Here is a 24,187-nt window from a genome sequence, read left to right as displayed (position 1 = left end):
AATTTGGAATCTCACTCACACTACCTGATAGATCAGGAAACATTAAATGAAAATTAGCAGTTCGGAGGAGGGGTGGGAACCGAGGGATAGAACGCCTGTATGGCGAAGTTCCTTGAAAAGATATATTGCTTTATAGCGATATCAATATGTGGACGATTAAAATTAAACTTATTCAGACCGGTGAGCCATTCTCCTTTATTCAAACTATCCTTAGCCTGGTCGGAACCTTTAGTGGAGTGGCTTTCAATTTCAAGCTGCATGATTACCGCCTTTACTATTTCGCTATCCAAATGCACTGCAATTAAGGGCGCAACTGAAATAACCATCTTAGCAAAGAAGACGAATAAAAATATTGAACTAAAGAGCTTTCTTGCGAATTCCTTTTTCATATTGGTATAAATCGATACAATATGCGTGTTAGGTTCGTTGCAAATGTGTAATAAAAAGCGCAAAATCTATGCAAAGTCCGAAAAAAAAAGAAAAAGTTAACAAAAGAATTACAAAAAGAGCAAAGAAGAAAGAGTAAGGAATAAGGGCATATTTTTACTAATTTCACCAAAAACCTATATTTTGGATAAGAAAATAGAAACTCTCAGGAGCAAGCAGGAAGAGGCATTGCTGGGTGGCGGCCTGACACGGATAGAGAGTCAGCACAAAAAAGGAAAGCTTACCGCAAGGGAACGACTGCATTTTCTGCTTGACGAAGGATCGTTTGAGGAAATCGGGATGCTGGTTACGCACCGGTCGACAGATTTTGGGATGGAAAAAGAAAAATATCCCGGCGATGGCGTGGTTACAGGATACGGCACAGTCAACGGCAGGCTCGTATATGTATTTTCACAGGATTTTACGGTATTTGGCGGCTCCCTGTCAGAAACACACGCAGAAAAGATCTGTAAGATCATGGATCTGGCTTTAAAAAATGGCGCGCCGGTAATTGGCTTGAACGACTCCGGAGGTGCCCGCATACAGGAAGGTGTAGTTTCGTTAGGTGGATATGCTGATATATTTTATAAGAACACATTGGCATCTGGCGTGGTTCCACAAATTTCTGCCATAATGGGGCCATGCGCGGGCGGTGCTGTTTACTCGCCTGCTATTACCGATTTTGTTCTGATGGTTGAAAACACTTCGTACATGTTTGTAACCGGCCCGAACGTGGTGAAGACCGTCACGCATGAGGAAGTAAGTTCCGAAGAGTTAGGTGGCGCGAGCGCACATTCCACCAAGTCAGGAGTGACTCATTTCGCTTGTACCAACGAAATTGAGGCAATCAATCACATAAAGGAATTGCTGAGCTACATGCCGCAGAATTGTGAGGAGAATACTCCTTTCCGCGTATACGAGACGGCTGATGAGTCCCGGCCGCAATTAAATCGAATTATACCGGCAAATAACTCCCAGCCATACGACATTCGCGAAGTCATCGCAGAATTAACAGACGAAGACTCGTTCCTGGAAGTTCATAAAAATTTTGCGGAGAATATAGTTGTTGGTTTCGCACGCCTGGCCGGACGCTCTATTGGCATTGTGGCTAATCAGCCCGCTTTTTTGGCCGGTGTCCTGGATATTAATTCGTCCGTTAAAGGAGCGCGTTTCGTTCGCTTTTGCGATAGTTTTAATATCCCTTTGCTCGTGCTGGAAGATGTCCCGGGCTTCCTGCCAGGAACGGATCAGGAGTGGAATGCTATCATAACTAATGGAGCCAAACTCTTATACGCCTTCTGTGAAGCTACCGTCCCCAGGATCACAGTGATAACCCGCAAAGCATATGGCGGCGCTTACGATGTTATGAATTCCAAACATATTGGCGCCGATATGAACTATGCCTGGCCGAGTGCCGAGATCGCCGTCATGGGAGCTAAAGGAGCGGCCGAGATTATTTTCAAACGGGACATAATGGCTGCCGAAGACCCGAATGCCCGCTGGCTTGAAAAAGAAAAAGAATACTCCGACATCTTTGCGAACCCTTACAGAGCCGCTGAACGGGGCTTTATAGACGAAGTTATCGAACCGGCAGAAACCAGGAAAAAACTAATCAAAGCATTTAAGATGCTGGAGAATAAAGTGGTTAATAATCCGAGGAAGAAGCATGGTAATATACCGTTGTAAGTTATACGTGGTACGTTATACGTTGCAAACGTACACATCGATCTGAAAAGTACAACCACCTCTTTAACAAAGCGTTTAGATATTTATAACGTAAAACGTACCACGTATAACTCCAATGAGTCACATTGAACAAATCCCCGCTTACCTAACCTGGAAGATCCGGCATAAGGTGATGTACCCGGATCTGGATTTCGATAAAGCGATCCTGCCGAATGATGATGACGGGTTACATTTGGGATTATTTGATGAAAACGTTCTAATAAGTGTAGTTTCATTATTCAGGAACGGGGATTCAATGCAGTTCCGCAAGTTTGCCACTCGTTCAGAATATCAACACAAAGGATATGGCTCAGAAATTCTTCGCTATCTTATGGAGTATTCTAAAAATGAAGGCTGTAATCATATTTGGTGTAATGCACGTAAAAGCGCTTCCGGTTTCTATAGTAGCTTCGGCTTTATCGAAACGGAGAAAATATCCCATGCAAATGGATATGACTACGTCATCATGGAAAGGACTTTATGACTATTAAATGGAAGATATTCTTAAAACACGGCAATTTGAAAGTTTAATTTTCGAATTGAGAGGGTATAAAGTGATGATCGATGCGGACCTTGCGGCTTTATATGAGACTGAAACAAAACGACTTAAGGAGCAAGTAAAAAGGAACAGAGGAAATTTTCCTGATGATTTCATGTTCGAATTAACCAAAGAGGAGAAGAATCAACTGGTCGCAAATTGCGACCGGTTAACAAATCTCAAGCATTCGAGCGCTAACCATTGGCCTTCACAGAACAGGGCGTTGCCATGCTTTCATCGGTATTAAGGTCGACAAAAGCTGTCAAGATAAATATCGAAATTATGCGGGCTTTCGTATATTACCGCCAAATCTTGCTGCAAAATCAAGACCTTTACAAAAAGATAACTCAGCTGGATGAAAAGATCAATAATGTATTCCAGCACCTATTGAACAAGATAGAAACCAAAAGACAAAAAACTGAGCCAGTTGGCTACAGAATCAAGACAAAGAACGATAATTCATAATGGCAAAGAAAAAAGAAGAAAAACACATCCCGGTAGTTAATAAGAAGTCACTGGCATTTTTCGAGAATTACATCAACAACCCCTCTCCTACAGGTTTTGAGTGGGAAGGCCAACGTTTGTGGCTGGATTATATCAAGCCCTATACTGATGAACATTTCGTAGATAATTATGGTACTGCAGTTGCGGTTATAAATCCCCAGGCGGCTTATAAAGTTGTTATCGAAGCCCATGCTGACGAGATCTCATGGTTTGTTAATTATATCACCAAAGACGGGCTAATTTATGTGATCAGGAACGGTGGCTCAGATCATCAGATCGCCCCGTCAAAACGCGTTAACATTCACACTGAAAAGGGGATTGTCAAAGCTGTATTCGGATGGCCGGCTATTCATACCCGCAGCGGCGAAAAAGAAGAAGCTCCTACCCTGAAGAACATTTTTCTTGATTGTGGATGTACCACAAAAGAAGAAGTAGAAGCCCTTGGTATTCACGTGGGCTGTGTAATCACATACGAGGATGAGTTCATGGTTCTTAATGATCGCTATTATGTAGGCCGTGCACTTGATAATCGTGCCGGTGGTTTTATGATAGCTGAAGTTGCGCGGCTATTGAAAGAGAATAAAAAGAAGCTCCCTTTTGGACTCTATATCGTTAACTCCGTTCAGGAGGAAATCGGGCTGCGCGGGGCCGAAATGATTGCCCACAGGATTAAACCTAACGTTGCGATCATTACGGATGTCACACACGATACTCAGACTCCGATGATAAATAAGATCACACAGGGAGACCTTGCCTGCGGCAAAGGACCGGTGGTCTCTTACGCTCCGGCTGTGCAAACCAATCTGAATAAGCTATTGATCGACACGGCCGTTAAAAGCAATATCCCTTTTCAACGCCAGGCATCGTCAAGGTCAACAGGAACCGACACCGATGCATTCGCCTATTCTAACGACGGAGTCGTATCAGCTCTTATTTCCCTGCCGCTTCGTTATATGCACACCACCGTTGAGATGATCCATAAGGAAGACGTTGACAATGTTATACGTCTGATCTATGAGTCGCTGTTAAACATTAAAGTTGATCACGATTTCCGTTCTGTCAAATAACGTCTTGCAACGGGTATTTACCCTTTGTTAGTTTTGGCGGGTTAGAGGTTCATAAATAAAGTAATATGGAAAAGAAGTCTGAATTTAAGGATACCATTAAATCTTCCTATAACACGGAAAATGCGTTCATTTACCTGGGTGCGGGAATATTAGACGGAGAGATAGTTCCGGAAGCACAAGTCAATCTGGCCTTAAAAATGATGAACCGTCACGGCCTCATTGCCGGCGCAACCGGAACAGGTAAGACACGGACACTTCAGCTAATTGCTGAGCAGCTCTCCGACGCCGGAGTACCGGTATTTATGCTGGATGTTAAAGGCGATCTATCCGGACTTAACCAGGCCGGGCAGACTAATTCTAAGCTCGAGGAAAGAGCCGCTGCCCTGGGAATAACATACACACCTACAGAATTTCCGGTCGAACTATATTCGCTGTCGGGAAAGTTAGGGGCCCAGATGCGCGCTACTGTACTGGAGTTCGGTCCGGTGCTCCTTTCTAAAATTCTGGACCTCAACGAAACCCAGGCTGGCGTAATGGCGGTTATATTCAAATATGCGGACGATCACAAGCTGCCCCTGTTAGATCTGAACGACCTTAAAAAGTTAATCTCTTACCTTTCGGACGGCGCCGGAGCTCTTGAGATTAAGGAAAGCTACGGCACCATCTCAACTGCCACTTCCGGCACAATGCTTAGGAAGATAGTCGCGATTGAACAGCAGGGCCTGTCAAAGATATTTGGCGAGCGTTCATTTGATATTCAGGACCTGTTTAGCCGGACAGATGGAAAAGGCGTGATCAGCTTGCTTAATATTTCTGATGTTCAGGCTCAGCCTGTTTTGTACTCCACGTTTTTATTAAGCTTGTTAGCCGAGATCTTTTACAGCATGCCCGAAGCGGGAGATCCTGAGAAGCCCAAATTGGTATTCTTTTTTGATGAAGCTCATTTACTTTTCAAAAATTCGTCCAGGGCCTTCCTCGAACAGATCGAAACCATAATCAGGTTGATCAGGTCGAAAGGGATCGGTGTTTTCTTCTGTACCCAGTCACCAATGGATGTGCCTGAGAGTGTATTAGGGCAGCTAGGCAACAGGGTACAACATGCGCTTAGGGCATTTACACCTAACGACGCCGAGGCTTTGAAAAAGACTGTGAACACCTACCCACGGTCCAGGTTCTATGAGATCGACCGGACGCTGACTGCGTTGGGTACCGGGCAGGCACTAATTACTGTGCTTAACGAAAAAGGTATCCCTACGGAAGTTGTGGCAGCTCATCTTATTCCCCCAAGGGCATCAATGTCGCCGCTACCTGCTGCTGATGCAGAGAATCTTATGCTGTCGAGTGCAAATTTCACCAAATATCAGGAAGTTATTGATCCTGAAAGTGCATATGACATCCTGACAAAACGTGTCGAGGAGAAACTTGCCGAAGAGGAAGAAATCAAACAAAAAGAAATAGAGCAGAAGGAAAGTGCTCCCAGAAGAAACGAGAAAAGTACCTTTGAAAAAGTGATCAGCGCACCAATCACCCGACAGATAGGAACTGCTATTGTAAGAGGTCTGTTCGGAATGCTCACAGGCAAAAAACCCCGGTATTGATCCTACGATAAACCTTATTAAATGAATATTAATTAACTATCAATGAAACCTACTTTAGTAATTCTTGCGGCTGGAATGGCTAGCCGCTATGGCAGCATGAAACAAACTGATGGCTTTGGCCCAAACGGCGAAACCATTATTGATTACTCTATATACGACGCGATAAAAGCCGGGTTCGGCAAAGTTATATTTGTAATAAAGGAAGAATTTGCCGATAACTTCAAATCGATCTTCGAGCCTAAGCTAAAAGGCAGGATCGAAACAGATTATGTCTTCCAAACTTTCGACCTTAAACCTTACGGTATTGATTTCGAAATAGAACGTGCAAAACCCTGGGGTACCGCTCACGCTACGCTTGCAGCAAAAGATGCTGTTCATGAACCTTTTTGTGTTATTAACGCTGATGACTTCTACGGCAGGGAAGCTTATCAAAAGATGGCCGACTTCCTAACCAATGAGGTTACTGACGATCAATTTTCTCTTATCGGTTTTCAGATAGATAAAACTTTATCAGATTACGGATCCGTTTCACGCGGTGTTTGCGAGGTTGATGATGAAGGTAACCTCACAGAAGTGAATGAAAGACTTAAAGTCTATTTCAAAAAGGACGCCGATGGCAATAATACCAGGGAAGTGGCATTTGAAGATGCCGGACAAGAAGTCCCATTAAGGGCCGATGCTAGGGTTTCCATGAATTTCTGGGGTTTTACCCCTAAGATATTTGAGCTTACTGCAACTATGTTCAAAGAATTTGCGCTGAACAACCAGGACAATCCGAAAGCTGAGTTCTTTATACCGCTGGTAGCTGATGAACTTATCAAAAACGGCAAGGCAGCATTTAAAGTCATCCCTACACAAAACAAGTGGTTCGGGGTAACTTATATCGAGGATAAGCCTATCGTGCAGGAGAGCATTGATAAATTGGTTGCTTCGGGGGAATATCCTCGAAATCTTTGGCAGTAGTCTACTAAATAAAATAGGATGCATAGGATTTTAGGATGCATAAGATCTGAGTGGAGAAATTCCGCGCAGACTTAAAAATCCTATCATCCTAAAATCCTACGAATCCTATTCCAGACAACTCTCCACCGAGCATCTTACACATCCTATCCATCTTACGCATCCTATTTAAACAAAACAGGCCGCCTCCTGATGGGGCAGCCTGTTTCTATTTAGACCTTGATCTTATTCTTACTTTTTGTCGTCCTCTTTTACTTCCTCAAAATCAACGTCAGTAACATGATCTCCCGCATCTTGTGCGGAGGCATCTCCCTGCGCTTGTCCATCCTGACCTGCGCCGGCTTCCTGTGAAGCCTTATACATGTCTTCAGAAGCAACATTCCATGCAGCCTGAAGTTCTGTCTGAGCGGCATCGATAGCCGGGAAATCCTTAGATGCATGAGCGTCCTTCAGTTTCTTAAGACCCTCCTCGATCGGAGATTTCTTATCATCAGACAATTTATCGCCGTATTCTTTCAGTTGCTTTTCAGTTGAGAAGATCAATGCGTCGGCAGCATTCAGTTTTTCAACCTCCTCACGTGCCTGCTTATCCGCTTCGGCATTTGCTTCCGCTTCATCTTTCATCTTTTTGATCTCTTCATCAGTTAATCCTGAAGAAGCCTCAATACGGATCTTCTGCTCTTTACCTGTTGCTTTATCCTTCGCTCCCACGTGTAAGATACCGTTTGCATCGATGTCAAAAGTAACCTCGATCTGCGGGATACCACGCGGTGAAGGTGGAATTCCGTCCAGGTGGAACCTTCCGATTGTCCTGTTCTGGCTAGCCATCGGACGTTCTCCCTGAAGAATATGGATCTCTACTGACGGCTGATTGTCAGATGCAGTTGAGAATACTTCCGATTTCTTAGATGGAATAGTTGTATTTGCATCGATGAGTTTAGTCATAACGCCACCCATTGTTTCAATACCTAATGAAAGCGGGGTAACGTCCAACAAAAGTACATCCTTAACTTCACCGGTTAATACACCACCCTGAATCGCTGCGCCTATGGCAACCACTTCATCAGGGTTAACCCCTTTCGACGGCTCTTTACCAAAGAATGCCTTTACTGCATCCTGAATAGCCGGAATACGTGTAGATCCACCAACCAGGATGATCTCATCGATATCAGATGTGCTTAATCCTGCATTCTTCAGAGCCTTTTTACAAGGGTCAATAGTACGTTTGATCAGGCTATCTGCCAATTGCTCAAATTTAGCACGGGTTAAGGACTTAACCAGGTGCTTTGGCATACCGTCGCCTGCGGAAATATATGGCAGGTTAATCTCTGTTTGTGTCGAGCTTGACAATTCAATTTTAGCTTTCTCGGCGGCTTCTTTCAAACGCTGAAGTGCCATTGGATCTTTACGAAGGTCGATACCCTCATCGCTCTTGAACTCGTCAGCCATCCAGTCGATGATCACAGCGTCAAAGTCATCACCACCCAGGTGAGTATCACCATCAGTGGATTTAACTTCAAACACACCGTCACCAAGCTCCAGAACGGAAACGTCATGAGTACCACCCCCGCAGTCGAACACAACGATCTTCATATCCTTATGAGCTTTATCCAGACCGTAAGCTAAAGCTGCGGCTGTAGGCTCATTAATGATACGGGAAACCTTTAATCCTGCAATTTCGCCGGCCTCCTTAGTTGCCTGGCGCTGAGCATCGTTAAAATATGCCGGAACTGTAATAACCGCTTCGTTCACTTCCTGACCCAAAAAGTCTTCGGCAGTTTTCTTCATTTTCTGCAATATCATTGCTGAAATTTCCTGCGGTGTATATAAGCGGTCGTCTATTTTAACGCGCGGTGTGTTATTGTCTCCTTTTTCAACTATGTAAGGCACGCGCGTCATCTCATTGGTAACCTCGCCGAAGCTGTTACCCATAAATCTCTTTATTGAAGAAATCGTTTTTGTAGGATTGGTAATTGCCTGGCGTTTTGCCGGATCTCCTACCTTACGTTCTCCATTATCAACAAATGCAACAATCGAAGGCGTTGTACGCTTGCCTTCACTGTTTGGAATAACTACAGGCTCATTACCTTCCATTACAGCAACGCATGAATTTGTTGTTCCTAAGTCAATACCAATTATCTTTGCCATATTATTATAATCCTTCTTTAATTTGTGTTTAGTTTTCTATGGAGTAATTATCAAGCGTTGTGCCAAATCGGTCAGGGACATATAATGACAGTATTTTGTCATTTAGAGTATTAATTACCAAACAATCAAAGTGTTTTTAAAATGACAGGATGGCAGGGATGTCAATTGCGAGTTAAAAATTAAGAATTCCGAATTAGTATGGACACTTTGAACTGCCGTTTCGATAAAGGTGGGAGGGATATGTTAGCGCGAACTATCCGCCCCCCGGACGAACTGATTGCCTGCTGAGGCAGACTTAGGAGTGCTTCCCCGCGACGACAGCCTCTGGCTTGACTTATGGCTAAAACATAATATATCATAGCGAGCTAAGTGATAAAAAAAACCCGCTCTTCTCAGAACGGGTTTTCATTTAGCTTAAAAAAGCTATTAAGCTTTTTTCTCTTCTGTATCATCACCTTCTGTTGCGGGAGCTTCAGGAGCCTCTTCGGCAGCAGGCACTTCTTCAGCGACAGCAACTTCTTCTGCAACTGTTTCTTCTGCAACCGGTGCAGTTTCAACTACTTCAGCAATTGGCGTTTCTTCAACAGCGACTTCTTCTGCTACCGGAGCAGCTTCAGCTTTCGGAGCTTTAGCAGCAACAGCACCGTCAGATTTCTTAGCTTTTGAACCACGACGACGTGTAGATTTTTTCTCTGTGGCAGCTACATCACCTGAAGTATAAATTTCATTGTAATCTACCAGCTCGATCAAAGCCATTGATGCATTATCACCAAGACGGTTTCCCATCTTAAGGATACGGGTATAACCACCCGGACGGCTTGCAACTTTTGCAGCTACATCACGGAAAAGAATAGAAACTACTTCTTTGTTCTGTAAGTAACTGAATACTGTACGACGTGAGTGAGTAGTGTCATCCTTTGATTTTGTGATGATAGGTTCAACATACACACGTAAAGCTTTCGCCTTAGCCAGTGTAGTTGTAATGCGCTTGTGTAGGATAAGCGAAGAAGCCATATTTGCCAGCATCGCTTTACGATGACTGTCTGTACGACTTAAATGGTTTACTTTTTTACCGTGTCTCATTGTTTGTTAGATTTTGCACGTGCATACCGTCAATCAACCTTTCGGGATCGGGAATTATGCATTTCGCTTATTATTATATTATTATTCTTCGTCTAATTTAAATTTCGAAAGGTTCATGCCAAATGACAAGCCTTTAGATTTTACCAGATCCTGGATCTCAGTAAGTGACTTCTTACCAAAGTTTCTGAATTTCAGCATATCAGCAACATCGTATGAAACGAGATCTGCTAATGAACGGATATCCGCTGCTTTTAGGCAATTCAATGCACGAACAGAAAGATCGAGGTCTACCAGTTCCATTTTAAGGATCTTCCTCATGTGAAGGATTTCCTCATCAACTTCTTTGGTTTCCTCTTTTGCCTGAGACTCAAGCATAATGTTCTCGTCAGAGAATAACATGAAGTGATGGATCAGGATCTTTGCGGCTTCTTTCAAAGCTTCTTCAGGATGAATTGAACCATCAGTAGTGATGTCCAGAACCAATTTCTCGTAATCAGTCTTTTGCTCTACCCGGAAGTTCTCTATCGTGTATTTAACATTCTTGATCGGCGTATAGATCGAATCAATTGCTATGACACCAAGAGCGGCGTCTGCGTTCTTATTTTCCTCTGCAGCAATGTAACCTCTTCCCTTGTTAACTGTTAATTCGATCTCCAGAGTTACTGAAGATTCCATATTACAGATAACCATATCAGAATTCAGAACAGTAAAGTTATTGGAGAACTTAGTAATATCTCCGGCTTTGAACTGGTCTTTTCCATTGATGATCACGAAGATCTTCTCACTATCGCCAGACTCACCAGTCTTTTTGAAACGAACCTGCTTTAAGTTAAGGATGATCTCAGTTACGTCTTCCACCACACCTTTAATGGTAGAGAATTCATGAGATACACCTGAAAAACGCACAGAGGTGATTGCAAAACCTTCCAGGGAAGATAAAAGTATTCTCCGTAAAGCATTACCAATGGTAACACCGAAGCCAGGCTCTAATGGTCTGAACTCGAATGTCCCGTCGAAATCCGTAGATTTCTGCATGATAACTTTATCAGGTTTCTGAAATGCTAAGATTGCCATTTATCTAATTTGTTTATTGTTAATGGATGTGGGATATGAGATGTGAGATATGAGATATGAGCTTTGTGTCAGTCTCATTGCTCATATCTCATTTCCCATATCTTATTTAGAGTATAACTCGACGATAAGATTTTCCTTGATGTTTTCAGGAATCTCATCGCGGCTTGGGTAGTTCAGGAACTTACCTGTTAAGGTATTAGCATCCCATTCTAACCAGCTGAATTTGTTTATTGTTCTCGCTGCTACAGAATTAGAAACAGCTTCAAGAGATTTTGAACGCTCACGTACAGCGATAACATCGCCTGCACGTAATGCATATGAAGCAATATTCACAACCTCACCATTAACAGTAATATGCTTGTGGCCCACCAACTGACGTGCAGCAGAACGGGTAGGAGCAATTCCCAAACGGTAAACAGTATTATCTAAACGGGCTTCGAGGAATTTCAAAAGGTTCTCACCAGTAATTCCTTCCTTAGCAGATGCTTTGTGGAAAAGATTCTCGAAGTAACGCTCTAATACACCGTAAGTGTATTTAACTTTTTGCTTCTCCATCAACTGCACAGCAAACTCTGATTGCTTTCCTCTTTTTCTCGAGGTTCCGTGCATTCCCGGAGGATAATTTTTTCTTTCTAATGCCTTATCAGGACCGAAAATTGGTTCTCTGAATCTACGGGCGATTTTGGACTTTGGTCCGGTGTATCTAGCCATGGTTGTGTGTTCTTAAAGTATCATCCAGCCTGTAGCTGAAGAATCTTAGCTTTAAAACTATTTATTAATTGATTAAACTCTTCTTCTTTTTGGAGGACGGCAACCGTTGTGCGGAAGCGGAGTAATGTCCTGGATAGTAGTAACCTCGATTCCGGCAGTCTGCAGAGTACGGATAGCTGACTCGCGGCCTGAACCTGGACCTTTAACATATACCTGAACTTTACGAAGGCCAAGATCATGTGCCACTTTAGCGCAATCACTTGCAGCTTGCCCGGCAGCGTAAGGAGTGTTCTTCTTGGAACCTTTGAAACCCATTTTACCGGCAGATGACCAGCTGATGGTTTGACCCTGAAGGTTAGTCAGAGTGATAATGATATTGTTAAATGTAGCGTTTACATGAGCTTCACCGATTGGTTCTACTACAACAACACGCTTCTTGGTTACTTTTTTAGTTTTTGCCATTTTATTAGATTTGAGATGTGAGACTTGAGATGTGAGACACACTCTTTACTCATATCTATTTCTTGTTTTAATCATGAAGTATGACCCCGTTGGATCCGAAACTTCATATCCGCTTAATTTGTTAATTAACCGAGATCGAAATTCGAAATACTCTCATATCTCAAATCTCATATCTCATATCTTACTTAGTTGCTTTTTTCTTGTTAGCTACAGTCTTACGCTTTCCTTTACGGGTACGTGAGTTGTTCTTGGTACGTTGACCGCGTACAGGTAATCCTTTACGGTGACGTAATCCGCGGTAACAACCGATATCCATCAAACGTTTGATGTTTAACTGCACCTCGGAGCGTAAAGCACCTTCAACTTTGATCTCATCATTAATGAAACCACGAATTGATGCTAACTGATCATCCGTCCAATCCTGAACTTTAATATTTACATCAATACCAGCATCGGCCAAAATCCGCTTTGCGGTTGACCTTCCGATACCGAAGATGTAAGTAAGTCCGATCTCTCCTCTTTTGTTTCTTGGTAAATCAATACCTGCTATCCTTGCCATATTTTGTTGAAGTTGTACGTTCTACGTTCTACGTTCTACGTTACTAAACGCTGTGCTAACCGCCCAGACGTATCACGTATAACGTACAACGTATAACTATTAATATTATCCCTGACGTTGCTTGTACTTAGGATTCTTTTTGTTGATCACATAAAGTACCCCTTTGCGACGGATCACTTTACAATCAGCGCTACGCTTTTTAATTGATGCTCTAACCTTCATCTTTATTCTATTTATATCTGTATGTTATTCTGCCCTTACTCAGATCATACGGCGACATCTCCAGCTTCACCTTATCTCCAGGTAAAATTTTGATGTAGTGCATTCTCATCTTTCCTGAGATATGCGCTATGATCTCATGTCCGTTTTCAAGTTCAACCCGAAACATTGCATTAGACAATGCTTCCCTGATTATACCGTCTTGTTCAATTGAAGCCTGTTTGGCCATATATTATATCGATTTCTCTTACGTCTTTTTCTACTCCTAAAGGCCAGAGAAACCAGTTTTTGTATAATCTATCTCTAAAACAACCCTTTACAATCTGGCTTTTACCTCATTTGCCCCATCGGAACAGGGATGCAAAATTAAATAAAATTTTTAATATTTTAATGCTTTTGTACTAAAACTTCTTCGATATAGCTAAACGTCGACAGCACGTCAGGACTTCCCTTTTTTACTGCAACTGTATGTTCGTAATGAGCAGAAGGTTTTTTATCAACAGTGCTCACGGTCCATCCATCCTCCCAAAACTTTACTCCCGCTTTCCCGCCGTTGATCATCGGCTCTATCGCTATTACCATTCCTTCTTCCAGCTTTATTCCCGAACCGCGTTTACCGTAATTCGGAACTTCAGGCTTCTCGTGCAGCTTAACCCCCACACCATGTCCTACCAGTTCCTTTACCACTCCAAACCCATTCTTTTCAGCATGCTCCTGTACGGCATATCCTACATCTCCAATTCTCATACCGACTACTGCCTTCTTACAGCCGAGGTCAAGACATTCTTTGGTTACCTCCAAAAGCTTTAAAGTCCCGGCATCCACATTACCGATCGGAAATGTATAAGCAGAGTCGCCATAAAAACTATCCAGCACTACTCCGCAATCGACAGAAACAATATCCCCGTCCCTGATCTCATAATTGCTGGGAAAACCGTGGACCACCTGATCATTTAAAGAAATACAAAGTGAAGAGGGGAAACCGTTATAATTTAAGAAAGCAGGGACTCCCCCGTTGTCACGGATAAAAGTCTCTGCTAACTTATCAAGCTCTATAGTTTTTAAACCCTCTCTGATAACCTTAGCTATTTCAGCCAGGGTTCTGGATACAAGAAGAGAACTTTCTCTTATTTTTTCTATATCCTCAGCAGACTTAAAGTAAATTTTTGACATGAGCCTAAATCACCGGGCCACCGGCAGCTACTGGCGTACGTCCTTTAATTCTGCCGGTCTTCATCAATCCATCATAATGACGCATCAGTAAATGGCTTTCGATCTGCTGTAAAGTATCTAATACAACCCCCACGAGGATCAGCAGCGAAGTACCACCATAGAAATGGGCAAACTGGCTGTTGACACCTAATATAATAGCGATCGACGGCAAGATTGCAATAATGGCCAGAAATATAGATCCCGGCAATGTGATCTTGGAGATCACAGCATCGATGTAATGACCTGTGGTAGCCCCTGGCTTAACACCGGGAACGAAACCGCCATTCTTTTTCATATCGTCAGACATCTGAACCGGATTAACGGTGATGGCTGTATAAAAGAATGTAAAGGCAATGATCATAAAGGCAAAGGTCAGGTTATACGTCAATGAGGTATAATCGCTGAATGATGCCAGGAACGAAGACTGAACTGATGGAAAGAATGAACTGATGGTAGTCGGAATAAACATGATCGCCTGCGCGAAAATGATCGGCATAACACCAGCAGCATTAACCTTTAACGGAATATACTGACGCACACCACCATATTGTTTTGCTCCAACGATCTTCTTGGCATACTGTACAGGTATCTTACGAACACCCTGAACGATAAGTATCGTAAACATCACCACCAGGAATAATGCAGCAAGCTCAACGATGAAGGTAATTAATCCTCCTTGTGCTCCCATACGGGAGTTGAATTCGGATAATAAACCGAATGGTAACTGGGCTATGATACCCACCATAATGATCATTGATATACCATTACCAATCCCTTTGTCGGTGATCTTCTCTCCCAGCCATACCACGAACATCGTTGATGCTGTAAGGACGAACATTGACGATATGGTAAATAGTGGTTCTGCCAACAAGCGTGCTTCAGGAGCTATCTGTGTTTTCACATATCCCATAGCTTGTAAAGCTGTGATGATAATGGTCAGATAACGTGTTACCTGATTGATCTTTTTACGTCCGCTTTCACCTTCTTTCTGAAGCTTCTGGAAATAAGGAACAGCGATGCCTAATAACTGCACCACGATGGAAGCAGATATATATGGCATTACTCCCAACGCAAATATGGATGAACGGGAGAAAGAACCTCCAGCAAACATATTCAACAATCCAAGAAGTCCATCTTTAGCCTGTGAATCCTGCAATGCTGTTGCATCGACACCAGGTATAATTATAAATGATCCTATCCTATAAATTAAAAGGCATAAGAGCGTGAAAAGGATCCGCGCTCTCAGGTCTTCAATCTTCCAGATATTGGATAGCGTTGTAAAAAGCTTCTTCATGTGTAATATTACAATTTAACTATTGCACCACCAGCAGCTTCGATTGCTTTTTGAGCTGCTTCAGAGAAAGCATGAGCTTTAACATCAAGTTTAGCCTTAACTTCTCCTCTGCCTAAGATCTTGATCAGGTCATTCTTTGAAGCTAAACCGTGCTCTCTGAATGTATCAAAATCAATTGCAGTTAAATTATATGTTTCAGCAAGTTTCTGTAAAGCATCAAGATTGATGGCTACATATTCCGTGCGGTTAATAGGGTTAAATCCTACTTTAGGTAACCGGCGTTGCAAAGGCATCTGACCACCTTCAAAACCCACCTTACTGGTATAACCAGAACGTGATCCCGCACCTTTGTGACCGCGGGTGGAAGTTCCACCGCGACCCGAACCGGTACCGCGACCGATACGCTTTCTATTTTTTGTTGAACCTTCTGCAGGTTTCAAGTTACTTAAGTTCATGATATCAGATACTTTCTACTGCTACTAAATGATTAACTTTTCTCACCATTCCGATAATCGCTGGATTGGCTTCCACCTCTACAGAGTGATTGATCTTTTTCAATCCCAATGCCTGCATGGTTCTTTTCTGGCGCTCGCTTCTATCGATAACGCTTTTGATCTGGGTTATTTTAATCTTAGCCATGATGATTATCCGTTAAATACTTTCTTAAGATCCACACCGCGGTGCTGAGCTACAGTATAAGCATCACGTAGTTGTGATAATGCTAATACAGTTGCCTTAACCACGTTATGCGGGTTAGATGAACCTTTTGACTTTGCAAGTACGTTATGTACACCGGCGCTTTCAAGTACAGCACGCATCGCACCACCTGCGATTACACCGGTACCGGGCGCTGCTGGCTTAATGAATACGAAACCGCCTGAATACTTACCGATCTGCTCGTGAGGTACAGTTCCATTGATTACCGGAACCTTTACCAGGTTCTTTTTAGCATCATCGATACCTTTTGCGATCGCTTCAGTAACCTCTTTTGCTTTACCAAGGCCAAAACCTACAACCCCGTTCTCATCACCTACCACAACGATAGCAGAAAAACTGAAGGTACGTCCACCTTTGGTAACTTTAGCAACACGCTGGATGCTAACTAAGCGGTCTTTTAACTCGATCTCGCTTGATTTTACTCTTTTTATATTGATTGTTGACATCTTAATTCAGATTAAAATATTAAACCAGCCTCACGTGCACCCTCTGCCAGTGATTTAACACGGCCGTGGTACAGGTAACCATTTCTGTCGAACACTACGGTGCTAACACCTGCTGCGATCGCTTTCTCTGCTACTGATTTACCTACTGCTTTAGACTGGTCAGACTTGTTACCGCCTGCTGTGAAATCTTTTGATAAAGACGATGCTGAAACGATAGTTTTTCCGCTGTTATCATCGATAATCTGAGCATAGATCCCTTTGTTGCTTCTGTAAACAGATAAGCGTGGACGCTCAGCAGAACCGGTTAATCTCTTTCTGATTCCCTTTTTGATTCGCTCTCTGCGAGATAATTTAATTCCTGCCATGATGATTATTTTTTAGCGGCTGATTTACCAGCTTTTCTTCTTAACACTTCACCAACAAACTTGATACCTTTACCTTTATAAGGCTCTGGTGCACGTAACGAACGGATCTTCGCTGCTACCTGTCCAAGTAATTGTTTGTCTATACTCTCTAAGGTAATAATCGGGTTCTTACCTTTTTCAGATGCTGTAGTAACTTTAATCTCCTTCGGCAACTCAAACACAAAGTGGTGAGAGAAACCTAATACAAGGTCAAGTGTGTTACCTACGTTTGTAGCACGATAACCAACGCCCACAAGCTCCTGCTCTGTTTTGTAACCTTCAGTTACACCAACAACCATGTTATTGATCAATGAACGGTATAAACCGTGCAATGCTTTGTGACGTTTTTGCTCAGAAGGGCGTTGCACTGTAAGTATTCCGTCCTCCTGTACTAATTTAATATCAGAATCCACATCCTGGGTTAATTCACCCTTAGGACCTTTAACAGTTACTACATTCTGATCATCAACTGATATTGTAACACCAGCTGGAATATTAATCGGGGCTTTTCCTATTCTTGACATCTTCTATCCTCCTATTAATAAACGTAACATAAAACCTCACCACCGATATTCAGGCTCTTAGCTTCTTTATCGGTCATTACACCTTTAGAAGTAGAAAGGATAGCGATACCCAAACCATTTAATACACGTGGCATATTCTCAACTCCGGCATATCTTCTCAGACCGGGTCTGCTGATACGCGAAATGTTACGGATTGCTGATATTTTAGTTATCGGATTGTATTTCAGAGCGATCTTGATCGTTCCCTGAGCTGTAGTATCTTCAAACTTGTAATTAGTGATGTAACCTTTGTCAAAAAGAACTTTAGTCATTTCTTTTTTCAGGTTCGATGCAGGAATTTCAACTACACGGTGGTTAGCCTTGATGGCGTTTCTTACCCGTGTAAGGTAATCTGCTATTGGATCTGTATTCATTATTTATTTGTTGTGATGGTGGTTTCCGGTTCAGGGACCTGCCATCGGTTAATACTCACTAAGTTTAACGTTATACGCTCTACGTTTTACGTCAGTTTTGAGTTGGAGTGTAGAAGTTTATAAGTTACCCGCCTTAAAACGTATAACGTACAACATATCACGTACAACTCCCAAATTACCAGGAAGCCTTACGGATTCCCGGAATCTTACCTGCCAAAGCCATATCGCGGAAAACAACCCGGCAAATACCGAATTGACGCATATAACCACGCGGACGGCCCGTTAATTTACAACGGTTGTGCAAACGTACCGGTGAAGAGTTCTTAGGTAATTTATCAAGACCTTCGAAATCTCCGGCTGCTTTTAATGCTGCTCTCTTTTCTGCGTGTTTGGCAACTAATCTGGCGCGTTTCACTTCACGCGCTTTTACACCTTCTTTAGCCATTATTGTTGAGTTGGGTTCTGGTTCTTAAATGGTAAACCAAATTGTTTCAATAATTCTAATGCTTCAACATCAGTTTTAGCAGTAGTTACAAATGTAATATCCATTCCCAGGATCTTATTGATCTGGTCGATATTTATCTCAGGGAAGATAATCTGCTCAGTTACACCTAACGTGTAATTTCCGCGGCCATCAAAACCTTTATCATTAATACCTTTGAAATCACGGATACGCGGAAGAGCTACAGCGATCAAACGATCAAGGAACTCATACATGTTATTATCGCGTAAAGTTACACGAACACCAATCGGCATTCCCTTACGTAATTTAAAGTTAGAAATATCTTTCTTTGATTTTGCAGGAACGGCTTTCTGACCGGTAATGGTCGTCATCTCATTAACTGCATTATCAATTAACTTTTTGTCTGTAGACGCAGCACCAACACCCTGGTTGATAGCGATCTTTTGCAGACGGGGAACTTGCATTACACTTTTATACTGGAATTTATCCTTCAAAGCGGTAATGATCTCCTCGTTATATTTTGTTTTTAATCTTGGTGCGTAAGCCATTACTTAATTTCCTCCCCAGATTTTTTAGCGATGCGAATTGATTTGCCATCTGCATTTTTCTGTTTGCCAACACGTGTAGGTTTTCCGCTTTTCGCGTCAACCAGCATAACGTTGGAAACATGAAGACTGGCTTCTTTTTTAACTATACCTCCATTCGGAGTTGCTGCATTTGGTTTTGTATGTTTAGACACCATGTTAGCGCCTTCAACTATAACCCTGTTAGTAGCTAAAACTACTTCAAGAACCTTTCCTTGTTTTCCTTTAGAGTCACCTGCAGTAACTTGTACCAGGTCACCCTTACGGATCTTCAGCTTAGGCTGTGATTTTATCTTCTTTTCCATTTTTACAAAACCTCCGGTGCTAATGATACAATCTTCATGAATTGCTTCTCACGTAGCTCTCTTGCTACAGGGCCGAAGATACGTGTTCCACGCGGCTCGTCCTGAGCGTTCAGCAATACAGCTGCATTATCGTCAAAGCGGATATATGATCCGTCTTTACGCCTGATCTCTTTTTTTGTTCTCACAACAACCGCCTTAGAGACAGTTCCTTTTTTGATGTTCCCTGATGGAAGCGCACTTTTTACAGTGACAACTATTTTGTCACCTATGGATGCGTAACGCTTACCGGTACCACCTAAAACACGGATCACTAAAACTTCTTTAGCTCCACTGTTGTCAGCAACATTCAGTCTTGATTCCTGTTGTACCATGTTACTTAGCTCTTTCTAAAATTTCCACTAATCTCCAGTTCTTGGTCTTACTCAGCGGACGAGTTTCCATAATTAACACTGTATCGCCGATACCGCAAGTGTTAGTCTCGTCATGAGCCATAAATTTGGTAGTTTTCTTAACAAACTTACCATAGATCGGGTGCTTCACTTTCCTTTCAACCGCAACTACTATAGATTTCTCCATTTTGTTGCTTACTACCAACCCGGTTCTTGTTTTTCTTAATTGTCTTTCCATTTTGGACTTTTATTTATTCAGAAGCGGACTCTGGCTCCGCAGATGCTGCAGCTTTTGCTGCTTCCGCTTTGCGCTTAGTCAATTCTGTGTTTAAACGTGCTACATCTTTTCTAACCTTGGTGATCCTTGTCGGATTCTCAATTGCAGATACAGTATGTGCAAATTTTAGTTTGGTGAGATTAGCCTTCTCTTCATTAATTCGGGCTACCACTTCTTCAGTTGATAGCTCCTGTATTTCTGAGTTTTTCATTTTTCTTTTCAGTTGAAAGTTGAAAGTTGAAAGTTGAAAGTTGAAAATCGGAGACTTATAACTTAAAACCTATCACTTATAACCTTTATGCTTCTACAAAATCCCTTCTAATAACGAACTTCGTTTGTACTGGTAATTTCTGAGCAGCTAAACGCATTGCTTCCTTCGCAACTTCCAAAGGCACGCCTTCAGCTTCGAAGATCATTCTGCCAGGTCTTACAACTGCTACCCAATACTCAGGAGCACCTTTACCCTTACCCATCCGTACCTCAGCTGGCTTTTTCGTAACTGGTTTGTCCGGGAAAATACGGATCCAAACCTGGCCTTCACGTTTCATGAAACGGGTAACGGCAATACGGGCAGCTTCTATCTGACGACTGGTGATCCAGGCCGGCTCTAATGATTTAATTCCGAAAGAACCAAAGGCAAGTTCTGCACCGCGACCGGCCAGACCTTTCATTTTGCCCTTCTGCATCTTTCTGAACTTCGTTCTCTTTGGCTGTAACATGTTCTTATTCTTTTTTGAGTTGTACGTTTTACGTTGTACGTTTTACGTCTGGGTGCGCTTGCACGTATAACGTATAACGTAGGACGTAGAACTTACTACGTATAACTAATTATTTCTTACCTCTGAAACCACCGCCAGCATTTCCGCCGCGGTTCTGGCCTGGGCCGCCACCACGGTTAGCGCCACCGCCACGGTTATCACCGCCTCTTCTGTCTCCGCCGCCACGGCTATCGCGTCTGTCGCCACCGCCACGTCTGTCAGCTCCGCCAGCAAATGGTGCGGCACCTTCAGGGCCTCTTCCTTTTACTCCGGTTGTCTGACCGATGTTAGGAGAAAGATCACGTTTACCGTAAACCTCGCCTTTCATGATCCATACCTTAACACCTATTTTACCGTAAGTAGTTAAAGCTTCTGATAAAGCATAATCAATATCAGCGCGGAATGTATGCAATGGAACGCGTCCATCTTTATATTGCTCGGTACGTGCCATCTCAGCACCACCTAAACGACCTGAACACATAATTTTGATACCTTCAGCTCCCATACGCATGGTTGATGCGATTGAAGTCTTCATGGCACGACGGAAAGAGATCCTTGCTTCTAATTGCTTAGCAACACCTTCTCCAACTAATTGTGCGTCTAATTCCGGACGCTTGATCTCAAAGATGTTGATCTGTACGTCTTTCTTAGTCAGCTTTTTAAGCTCTTCTTTGATCTTATCAACTTCCTGTCCGCCTTTACCAATCACGATACCCGGACGGGCAGTGTGAATAGTAATGGTGATACGTTTCAAAGTACGCTCGATAACTACTTTCGAGATACCGCCCTTTGAGATACGTGCAGCCAGGTATTTCCTGATCTTTTCGTCCTCAACTAATTTCTCAGAGTAATCGTTTCCACCGAACCAATTAGAATCCCAACCTTTGATGATTCCTAATCTGTTTCCTATCGGATGTGCTTTTTGTCCCATTTCTCCTTACTTAGTTTTTGGTTCAGTGTTTTTACTATCAACTATCAGTGTTACGTGGTTAGAACGTTTACGAATCCTATGTCCGCGTCCCTGAGGAGCTGGTCTTAATCTTTTTAACTGGCGCCCGCCGTCAACCATGATTGTCTTTACATACAATTCATTGTCTTCAGGACGCTGGCCTTCATTTTTAGACTCCCAATTCTTGATAGCTGATAATAATAGTTTCTCAACTCTTATTGCAGCTTCCTTATTGGTATACTTCAAAATATATAAAGCCTTCTCAACCCGTTCACCTCTGATCAGATCAACAACCAATCTCATCTTACGCGGTGAGGTAGGGCAATCGTTTAATTTTGCTATTGCTTCCATTGCTTATTTCTTCTTATCAGAGTGCCCCCTGAATGTTCTCGTTGGAGAAAATTCACCAAGCTTATGACCAACCATGTTTTCAGTTACATACACCGGAATAAACTTATTTCCATTGTGTACTGCAAATGTGTGGCCTACGAAATCCGGAGAGATCATTGACCGGCGTGACCAAGTTTTGATCACCGATTTTTTGTTACCCTCATTCATAGTAGATACTTTCTTCTCTACGTTATGATCTATATAGGGTCCTTTTTTTATTGAACGAGCCATTATTTCTTCCTCTTCTCTATGATGTAACGATCAGATGATTTCTTTTTATCGCGGGTTTTGAAGCCTTTAGATAATAAACCTTTTCTAGAGCGTGGATGACCACCAGATGATCTTCCTTCACCACCACCCATAGGGTGATCGACAGGGTTCATTGCCACACCACGAACTCTTGGACGGCGGCCTAACCAACGCTTCCTACCTGCTTTACCTAACACTTCGTTAGCTTTTTCAGAGTTAGAAACCGTACCGATAGTAGCGATACAAGTAGCCAGGATCATACGCGTCTCGCCGGAAGGCATTTTAATGATCGCATATTTACCATCACGTGCTGAAAGCTGTGCATACGTGCCCGCGCTTCTAGCAATGATAGCTCCCTGACCAGGGTTCAGTTCAATGTTGTGAATAATAGATCCCAAAGGAATGTTCTTCAAAGGAAGAGCGTTTCCAATTTCCGGAGCTGAACCTTCGCCTGAAACGATCTTCATTCCTACTGTCAGTCCTTCCGGGGCAATGATGTAACGTTTCTCACCGTCAGCATAATGCACCAGGGCAATACGCGCGCTACGGTTTGGATCGTACTCGATAGTGGCAACAGTTGCGGGGATGTTATTTTTATCGCGTTTAAAATCAATCAATCGGTATGACTTTTTATGTCCCCCACCGAGATAACGCATAGTCATTTTACCGGAATTATTTCTACCGCCGGATTTCTTGATCGAAACAACCAACGACTTTTCAGGAACGTTAGTAGTTACATCAGAGAAAACTCCTCCTACTCTGAAACGAGTACCCGGGGTAACCGGTTTAAATCTTCTTACTGCCATGTCTTAATTAAATATTGCTGTAAAAGTCAATAGTTTCACCATCATTAAGCGTAACTATAGCCTTTTTGTATTTAGGAGCATTTCCTGTTACAACACCTGCTTTAGTGTTACGCGATTTTGTTTTTCCAAATACTACCGATGTATTGATAGCTTTGATGTTCACGCCGTACATTTTTTCGATCGCATTCTTGATCTCCAATTTGTTGGCTCTGTGATCTACTTTGAAAGTAAAGCGGTTTAACTTTTCAGTTAACAACGATGCTTTCTCAGTCAGGATTGGTTTCTTTAAAATTTCCATCTTACTTCGCGAACGCCTCCGTTAATGTTTTAACAGTCTCAGTTGTAAGCAATAATGTTCCTGCATTTAATACGTCATAGGTATTTAATTCTGCAGCGGTAACAACCTTTGCTTTCCTGATGTTCCTGCTTGATAAATAAACATTGTTATTTGCTGCCGGCAACACTAATAAAGACTTAGCGTCAGTCAGGTTTAAATCAGCAACTAACTTTACGTAGTTTTTAGTTTTGATAGAATCAAAATTGAAATCCTCCAAAACCACGATGTTATTATCCTGTGCTTTATAAGTAAGTGCTGATTTACGCGCTAATGATTTAAGCTTTTTGTTCAGCTTAAAGCTGTAGTCGCGGGGCTGCGGACCGAATATACGGCCACCACCATTGAACAATGGCGATTTGATAGATCCTGCACGGGCACCACCAGTACCTTTTTGTTTGTATAATTTTTTGGTAGATCCTGCGATCTCATTACGTTGCTTAGACTTGTGCGTTCCCTGGCGCTGATTCGCTAAGTATTGCTTTACATCTAAGTAAATCGCGTGATCATTTGGTTCTACGGCGAAGATCGCATCAGGAAGCTGCACCTTGGCACCTGTTTCTTTACCTGATATATTTATAACCTTAACTTCCATCTTC

General features: G+C 42.5%; 36 protein-coding genes. 6 read left to right on the top strand and 30 right to left on the bottom strand.

Annotation, left to right across the window (positions count from 1 at the left end):
• Nucleotides 1-53: 53 nt before the first annotated feature.
• Nucleotides 54-389 (bottom strand): hypothetical protein, encoded by a 336-nt coding sequence (locus tag P2W76_RS07695; protein WP_276347114.1) that lies wholly within the window; start codon nucleotides 387-389, stop codon nucleotides 54-56.
• A 181-nt stretch (nucleotides 390-570) separates the two neighbouring features.
• Here P2W76_RS07695 and P2W76_RS07690 point away from each other — a divergent pair, with 181 nt between their 5' ends.
• The 6 genes from P2W76_RS07690 (at nucleotide 571) to P2W76_RS07665 (ending at nucleotide 6,821) form a co-directional block, all read left to right on the top strand.
• Nucleotides 571-2,112 (top strand): acyl-CoA carboxylase subunit beta, encoded by a 1,542-nt coding sequence (locus P2W76_RS07690; protein WP_276347113.1) that lies wholly within the window; start codon nucleotides 571-573, stop codon nucleotides 2,110-2,112.
• A 115-nt stretch (nucleotides 2,113-2,227) separates the two neighbouring features.
• The gene (locus P2W76_RS07685) at nucleotides 2,228-2,635 is read left to right on the top strand and encodes a GNAT family N-acetyltransferase (RefSeq protein ID WP_276347112.1); all 408 of its coding nucleotides are present in this window, start codon (nucleotides 2,228-2,230) and stop codon (nucleotides 2,633-2,635) included.
• 7 nt (nucleotides 2,636-2,642) lie between these two features.
• The gene (locus P2W76_RS07680) at nucleotides 2,643-2,936 is read left to right on the top strand and encodes an ORF6N domain-containing protein (RefSeq protein WP_276347111.1); all 294 of its coding nucleotides are present in this window, start codon (nucleotides 2,643-2,645) and stop codon (nucleotides 2,934-2,936) included.
• Nucleotides 2,937-3,153: 217 nt separating this feature from the next.
• Entirely contained in the window at nucleotides 3,154-4,260 is a 1,107-nt protein-coding gene (locus P2W76_RS07675) for a M42 family metallopeptidase (RefSeq protein WP_276347110.1), read from the top strand.
• Nucleotides 4,261-4,325: 65 nt separating this feature from the next.
• A complete protein-coding gene (locus tag P2W76_RS07670; protein WP_276347109.1) occupies nucleotides 4,326-5,858 on the top strand; it encodes a helicase HerA-like domain-containing protein in 1,533 nt (510 codons plus the stop codon).
• Between the two features lie 42 nt (nucleotides 5,859-5,900).
• On the top strand, nucleotides 5,901-6,821 hold the full coding sequence (locus P2W76_RS07665; protein WP_276347108.1) for a sugar phosphate nucleotidyltransferase: 921 nt from the start codon (nucleotides 5,901-5,903) through the stop codon (nucleotides 6,819-6,821).
• A 228-nt stretch (nucleotides 6,822-7,049) separates the two neighbouring features.
• On the opposite strand, the gene dnaK is transcribed toward P2W76_RS07665, so the two are convergent.
• From dnaK to rplD, 29 genes are all read right to left on the bottom strand, one after another.
• Nucleotides 7,050-8,966 (bottom strand): molecular chaperone DnaK, encoded by a 1,917-nt coding sequence (dnaK, locus tag P2W76_RS07660; RefSeq protein WP_276347107.1) that lies wholly within the window; start codon nucleotides 8,964-8,966, stop codon nucleotides 7,050-7,052.
• A gap of 426 nt (nucleotides 8,967-9,392) precedes the next feature.
• Nucleotides 9,393-10,049 carry a 50S ribosomal protein L17 gene (gene rplQ / locus P2W76_RS07655; RefSeq protein WP_276347106.1) on the bottom strand — a complete coding sequence of 219 codons (657 nt, stop codon included), beginning with the start codon at nucleotides 10,047-10,049 and terminating at the stop codon, nucleotides 9,393-9,395.
• Nucleotides 10,050-10,130: 81 nt separating this feature from the next.
• Nucleotides 10,131-11,123 carry a DNA-directed RNA polymerase subunit alpha gene (locus P2W76_RS07650; RefSeq protein WP_276347104.1) on the bottom strand — a complete coding sequence of 331 codons (993 nt, stop codon included), beginning with the start codon at nucleotides 11,121-11,123 and terminating at the stop codon, nucleotides 10,131-10,133.
• A 102-nt stretch (nucleotides 11,124-11,225) separates the two neighbouring features.
• Nucleotides 11,226-11,834, bottom strand: coding sequence for a 30S ribosomal protein S4 (gene rpsD, locus P2W76_RS07645; protein WP_276347103.1), 609 nt, complete (start codon nucleotides 11,832-11,834; stop codon nucleotides 11,226-11,228).
• A gap of 72 nt (nucleotides 11,835-11,906) precedes the next feature.
• Nucleotides 11,907-12,296: a 30S ribosomal protein S11 gene (gene rpsK / locus P2W76_RS07640; protein ID WP_276347102.1), complete on the bottom strand. Its 390-nt coding sequence runs from the start codon at nucleotides 12,294-12,296 to the stop codon at nucleotides 11,907-11,909.
• Between the two features lie 181 nt (nucleotides 12,297-12,477).
• Nucleotides 12,478-12,855, bottom strand: coding sequence for a 30S ribosomal protein S13 (gene rpsM / locus P2W76_RS07635; protein ID WP_276347101.1), 378 nt, complete (start codon nucleotides 12,853-12,855; stop codon nucleotides 12,478-12,480).
• A gap of 105 nt (nucleotides 12,856-12,960) precedes the next feature.
• Nucleotides 12,961-13,077: a 50S ribosomal protein L36 gene (gene rpmJ / locus P2W76_RS07630; RefSeq protein WP_079702220.1), complete on the bottom strand. Its 117-nt coding sequence runs from the start codon at nucleotides 13,075-13,077 to the stop codon at nucleotides 12,961-12,963.
• A 7-nt stretch (nucleotides 13,078-13,084) separates the two neighbouring features.
• Nucleotides 13,085-13,303 carry a translation initiation factor IF-1 gene (gene infA, locus P2W76_RS07625; protein WP_026897900.1) on the bottom strand — a complete coding sequence of 73 codons (219 nt, stop codon included), beginning with the start codon at nucleotides 13,301-13,303 and terminating at the stop codon, nucleotides 13,085-13,087.
• Between the two features lie 158 nt (nucleotides 13,304-13,461).
• Nucleotides 13,462-14,247, bottom strand: a complete 786-nt coding sequence (gene map, locus P2W76_RS07620) for a type I methionyl aminopeptidase (RefSeq protein ID WP_276347100.1) — start codon at nucleotides 14,245-14,247, stop codon at nucleotides 13,462-13,464.
• A 4-nt stretch (nucleotides 14,248-14,251) separates the two neighbouring features.
• Nucleotides 14,252-15,580 carry a preprotein translocase subunit SecY gene (secY, locus tag P2W76_RS07615; RefSeq protein WP_276347098.1) on the bottom strand — a complete coding sequence of 443 codons (1,329 nt, stop codon included), beginning with the start codon at nucleotides 15,578-15,580 and terminating at the stop codon, nucleotides 14,252-14,254.
• A gap of 8 nt (nucleotides 15,581-15,588) precedes the next feature.
• Nucleotides 15,589-16,035: a 50S ribosomal protein L15 gene (gene rplO, locus P2W76_RS07610; RefSeq protein ID WP_276347097.1), complete on the bottom strand. Its 447-nt coding sequence runs from the start codon at nucleotides 16,033-16,035 to the stop codon at nucleotides 15,589-15,591.
• A 4-nt stretch (nucleotides 16,036-16,039) separates the two neighbouring features.
• Nucleotides 16,040-16,219 carry a 50S ribosomal protein L30 gene (gene rpmD, locus P2W76_RS07605; protein WP_276347095.1) on the bottom strand — a complete coding sequence of 60 codons (180 nt, stop codon included), beginning with the start codon at nucleotides 16,217-16,219 and terminating at the stop codon, nucleotides 16,040-16,042.
• A gap of 5 nt (nucleotides 16,220-16,224) precedes the next feature.
• Nucleotides 16,225-16,743 (bottom strand): 30S ribosomal protein S5, encoded by a 519-nt coding sequence (rpsE, locus tag P2W76_RS07600; RefSeq protein ID WP_079702225.1) that lies wholly within the window; start codon nucleotides 16,741-16,743, stop codon nucleotides 16,225-16,227.
• An 11-nt stretch (nucleotides 16,744-16,754) separates the two neighbouring features.
• Nucleotides 16,755-17,108, bottom strand: coding sequence for a 50S ribosomal protein L18 (gene rplR / locus P2W76_RS07595; RefSeq protein WP_276347094.1), 354 nt, complete (start codon nucleotides 17,106-17,108; stop codon nucleotides 16,755-16,757).
• 5 nt (nucleotides 17,109-17,113) lie between these two features.
• The gene (gene rplF / locus P2W76_RS07590; RefSeq protein WP_276347093.1) at nucleotides 17,114-17,671 is read right to left on the bottom strand and encodes a 50S ribosomal protein L6; all 558 of its coding nucleotides are present in this window, start codon (nucleotides 17,669-17,671) and stop codon (nucleotides 17,114-17,116) included.
• Nucleotides 17,672-17,685: 14 nt separating this feature from the next.
• Nucleotides 17,686-18,087, bottom strand: a complete 402-nt coding sequence (gene rpsH / locus P2W76_RS07585; protein WP_276347589.1) for a 30S ribosomal protein S8 — start codon at nucleotides 18,085-18,087, stop codon at nucleotides 17,686-17,688.
• A gap of 172 nt (nucleotides 18,088-18,259) precedes the next feature.
• Nucleotides 18,260-18,529, bottom strand: coding sequence for a 30S ribosomal protein S14 (rpsN, locus tag P2W76_RS07580; protein ID WP_276347091.1), 270 nt, complete (start codon nucleotides 18,527-18,529; stop codon nucleotides 18,260-18,262).
• Entirely contained in the window at nucleotides 18,529-19,095 is a 567-nt protein-coding gene (gene rplE, locus P2W76_RS07575) for a 50S ribosomal protein L5 (protein ID WP_276347090.1), read from the bottom strand. The genes rpsN and rplE overlap by 1 nt, the downstream gene beginning before the upstream one ends.
• Entirely contained in the window at nucleotides 19,095-19,436 is a 342-nt protein-coding gene (gene rplX / locus P2W76_RS07570) for a 50S ribosomal protein L24 (protein ID WP_346429825.1), read from the bottom strand. The genes rplE and rplX overlap by 1 nt, the downstream gene beginning before the upstream one ends.
• 2 nt (nucleotides 19,437-19,438) lie before the next feature.
• Nucleotides 19,439-19,807 carry a 50S ribosomal protein L14 gene (gene rplN, locus P2W76_RS07565; protein WP_008244575.1) on the bottom strand — a complete coding sequence of 123 codons (369 nt, stop codon included), beginning with the start codon at nucleotides 19,805-19,807 and terminating at the stop codon, nucleotides 19,439-19,441.
• A gap of 1 nt (nucleotide 19,808) precedes the next feature.
• The gene (gene rpsQ / locus P2W76_RS07560) at nucleotides 19,809-20,063 is read right to left on the bottom strand and encodes a 30S ribosomal protein S17 (protein WP_079702232.1); all 255 of its coding nucleotides are present in this window, start codon (nucleotides 20,061-20,063) and stop codon (nucleotides 19,809-19,811) included.
• Between the two features lie 13 nt (nucleotides 20,064-20,076).
• Nucleotides 20,077-20,313 carry a 50S ribosomal protein L29 gene (rpmC, locus tag P2W76_RS07555; RefSeq protein WP_079702233.1) on the bottom strand — a complete coding sequence of 79 codons (237 nt, stop codon included), beginning with the start codon at nucleotides 20,311-20,313 and terminating at the stop codon, nucleotides 20,077-20,079.
• 85 nt (nucleotides 20,314-20,398) lie between these two features.
• A complete protein-coding gene (gene rplP / locus P2W76_RS07550) occupies nucleotides 20,399-20,821 on the bottom strand; it encodes a 50S ribosomal protein L16 (RefSeq protein WP_079702234.1) in 423 nt (140 codons plus the stop codon).
• A 109-nt stretch (nucleotides 20,822-20,930) separates the two neighbouring features.
• On the bottom strand, nucleotides 20,931-21,791 hold the full coding sequence (gene rpsC, locus P2W76_RS07545) for a 30S ribosomal protein S3 (RefSeq protein ID WP_276347084.1): 861 nt from the start codon (nucleotides 21,789-21,791) through the stop codon (nucleotides 20,931-20,933).
• 6 nt (nucleotides 21,792-21,797) lie between these two features.
• Nucleotides 21,798-22,160: a 50S ribosomal protein L22 gene (gene rplV, locus P2W76_RS07540; protein WP_276347082.1), complete on the bottom strand. Its 363-nt coding sequence runs from the start codon at nucleotides 22,158-22,160 to the stop codon at nucleotides 21,798-21,800.
• Nucleotides 22,161-22,163: 3 nt separating this feature from the next.
• On the bottom strand, nucleotides 22,164-22,430 hold the full coding sequence (gene rpsS, locus P2W76_RS07535) for a 30S ribosomal protein S19 (protein WP_079702237.1): 267 nt from the start codon (nucleotides 22,428-22,430) through the stop codon (nucleotides 22,164-22,166).
• Nucleotides 22,430-23,254 (bottom strand): 50S ribosomal protein L2, encoded by an 825-nt coding sequence (gene rplB / locus P2W76_RS07530; RefSeq protein WP_276347079.1) that lies wholly within the window; start codon nucleotides 23,252-23,254, stop codon nucleotides 22,430-22,432. The genes rpsS and rplB overlap by 1 nt, the downstream gene beginning before the upstream one ends.
• Nucleotides 23,255-23,261: 7 nt before the next feature.
• Nucleotides 23,262-23,552 (bottom strand): 50S ribosomal protein L23, encoded by a 291-nt coding sequence (gene rplW / locus P2W76_RS07525; RefSeq protein ID WP_276347077.1) that lies wholly within the window; start codon nucleotides 23,550-23,552, stop codon nucleotides 23,262-23,264.
• 1 nt (nucleotide 23,553) lies between these two features.
• Nucleotides 23,554-24,183, bottom strand: a complete 630-nt coding sequence (gene rplD / locus P2W76_RS07520) for a 50S ribosomal protein L4 (RefSeq protein WP_276347075.1) — start codon at nucleotides 24,181-24,183, stop codon at nucleotides 23,554-23,556.
• Between the last annotated feature and the right edge of the window lie 4 nt (nucleotides 24,184-24,187).

This window comes from Daejeonella sp. JGW-45 (assembly GCF_029360805.1).
Taxonomy (GTDB): Bacteria; Bacteroidota; Bacteroidia; order Sphingobacteriales; family Sphingobacteriaceae; genus Daejeonella.
The sequence above is the reverse complement of the archived record's forward strand: the minus strand, read 5'-3'. Positions and strand labels throughout refer to the sequence as shown.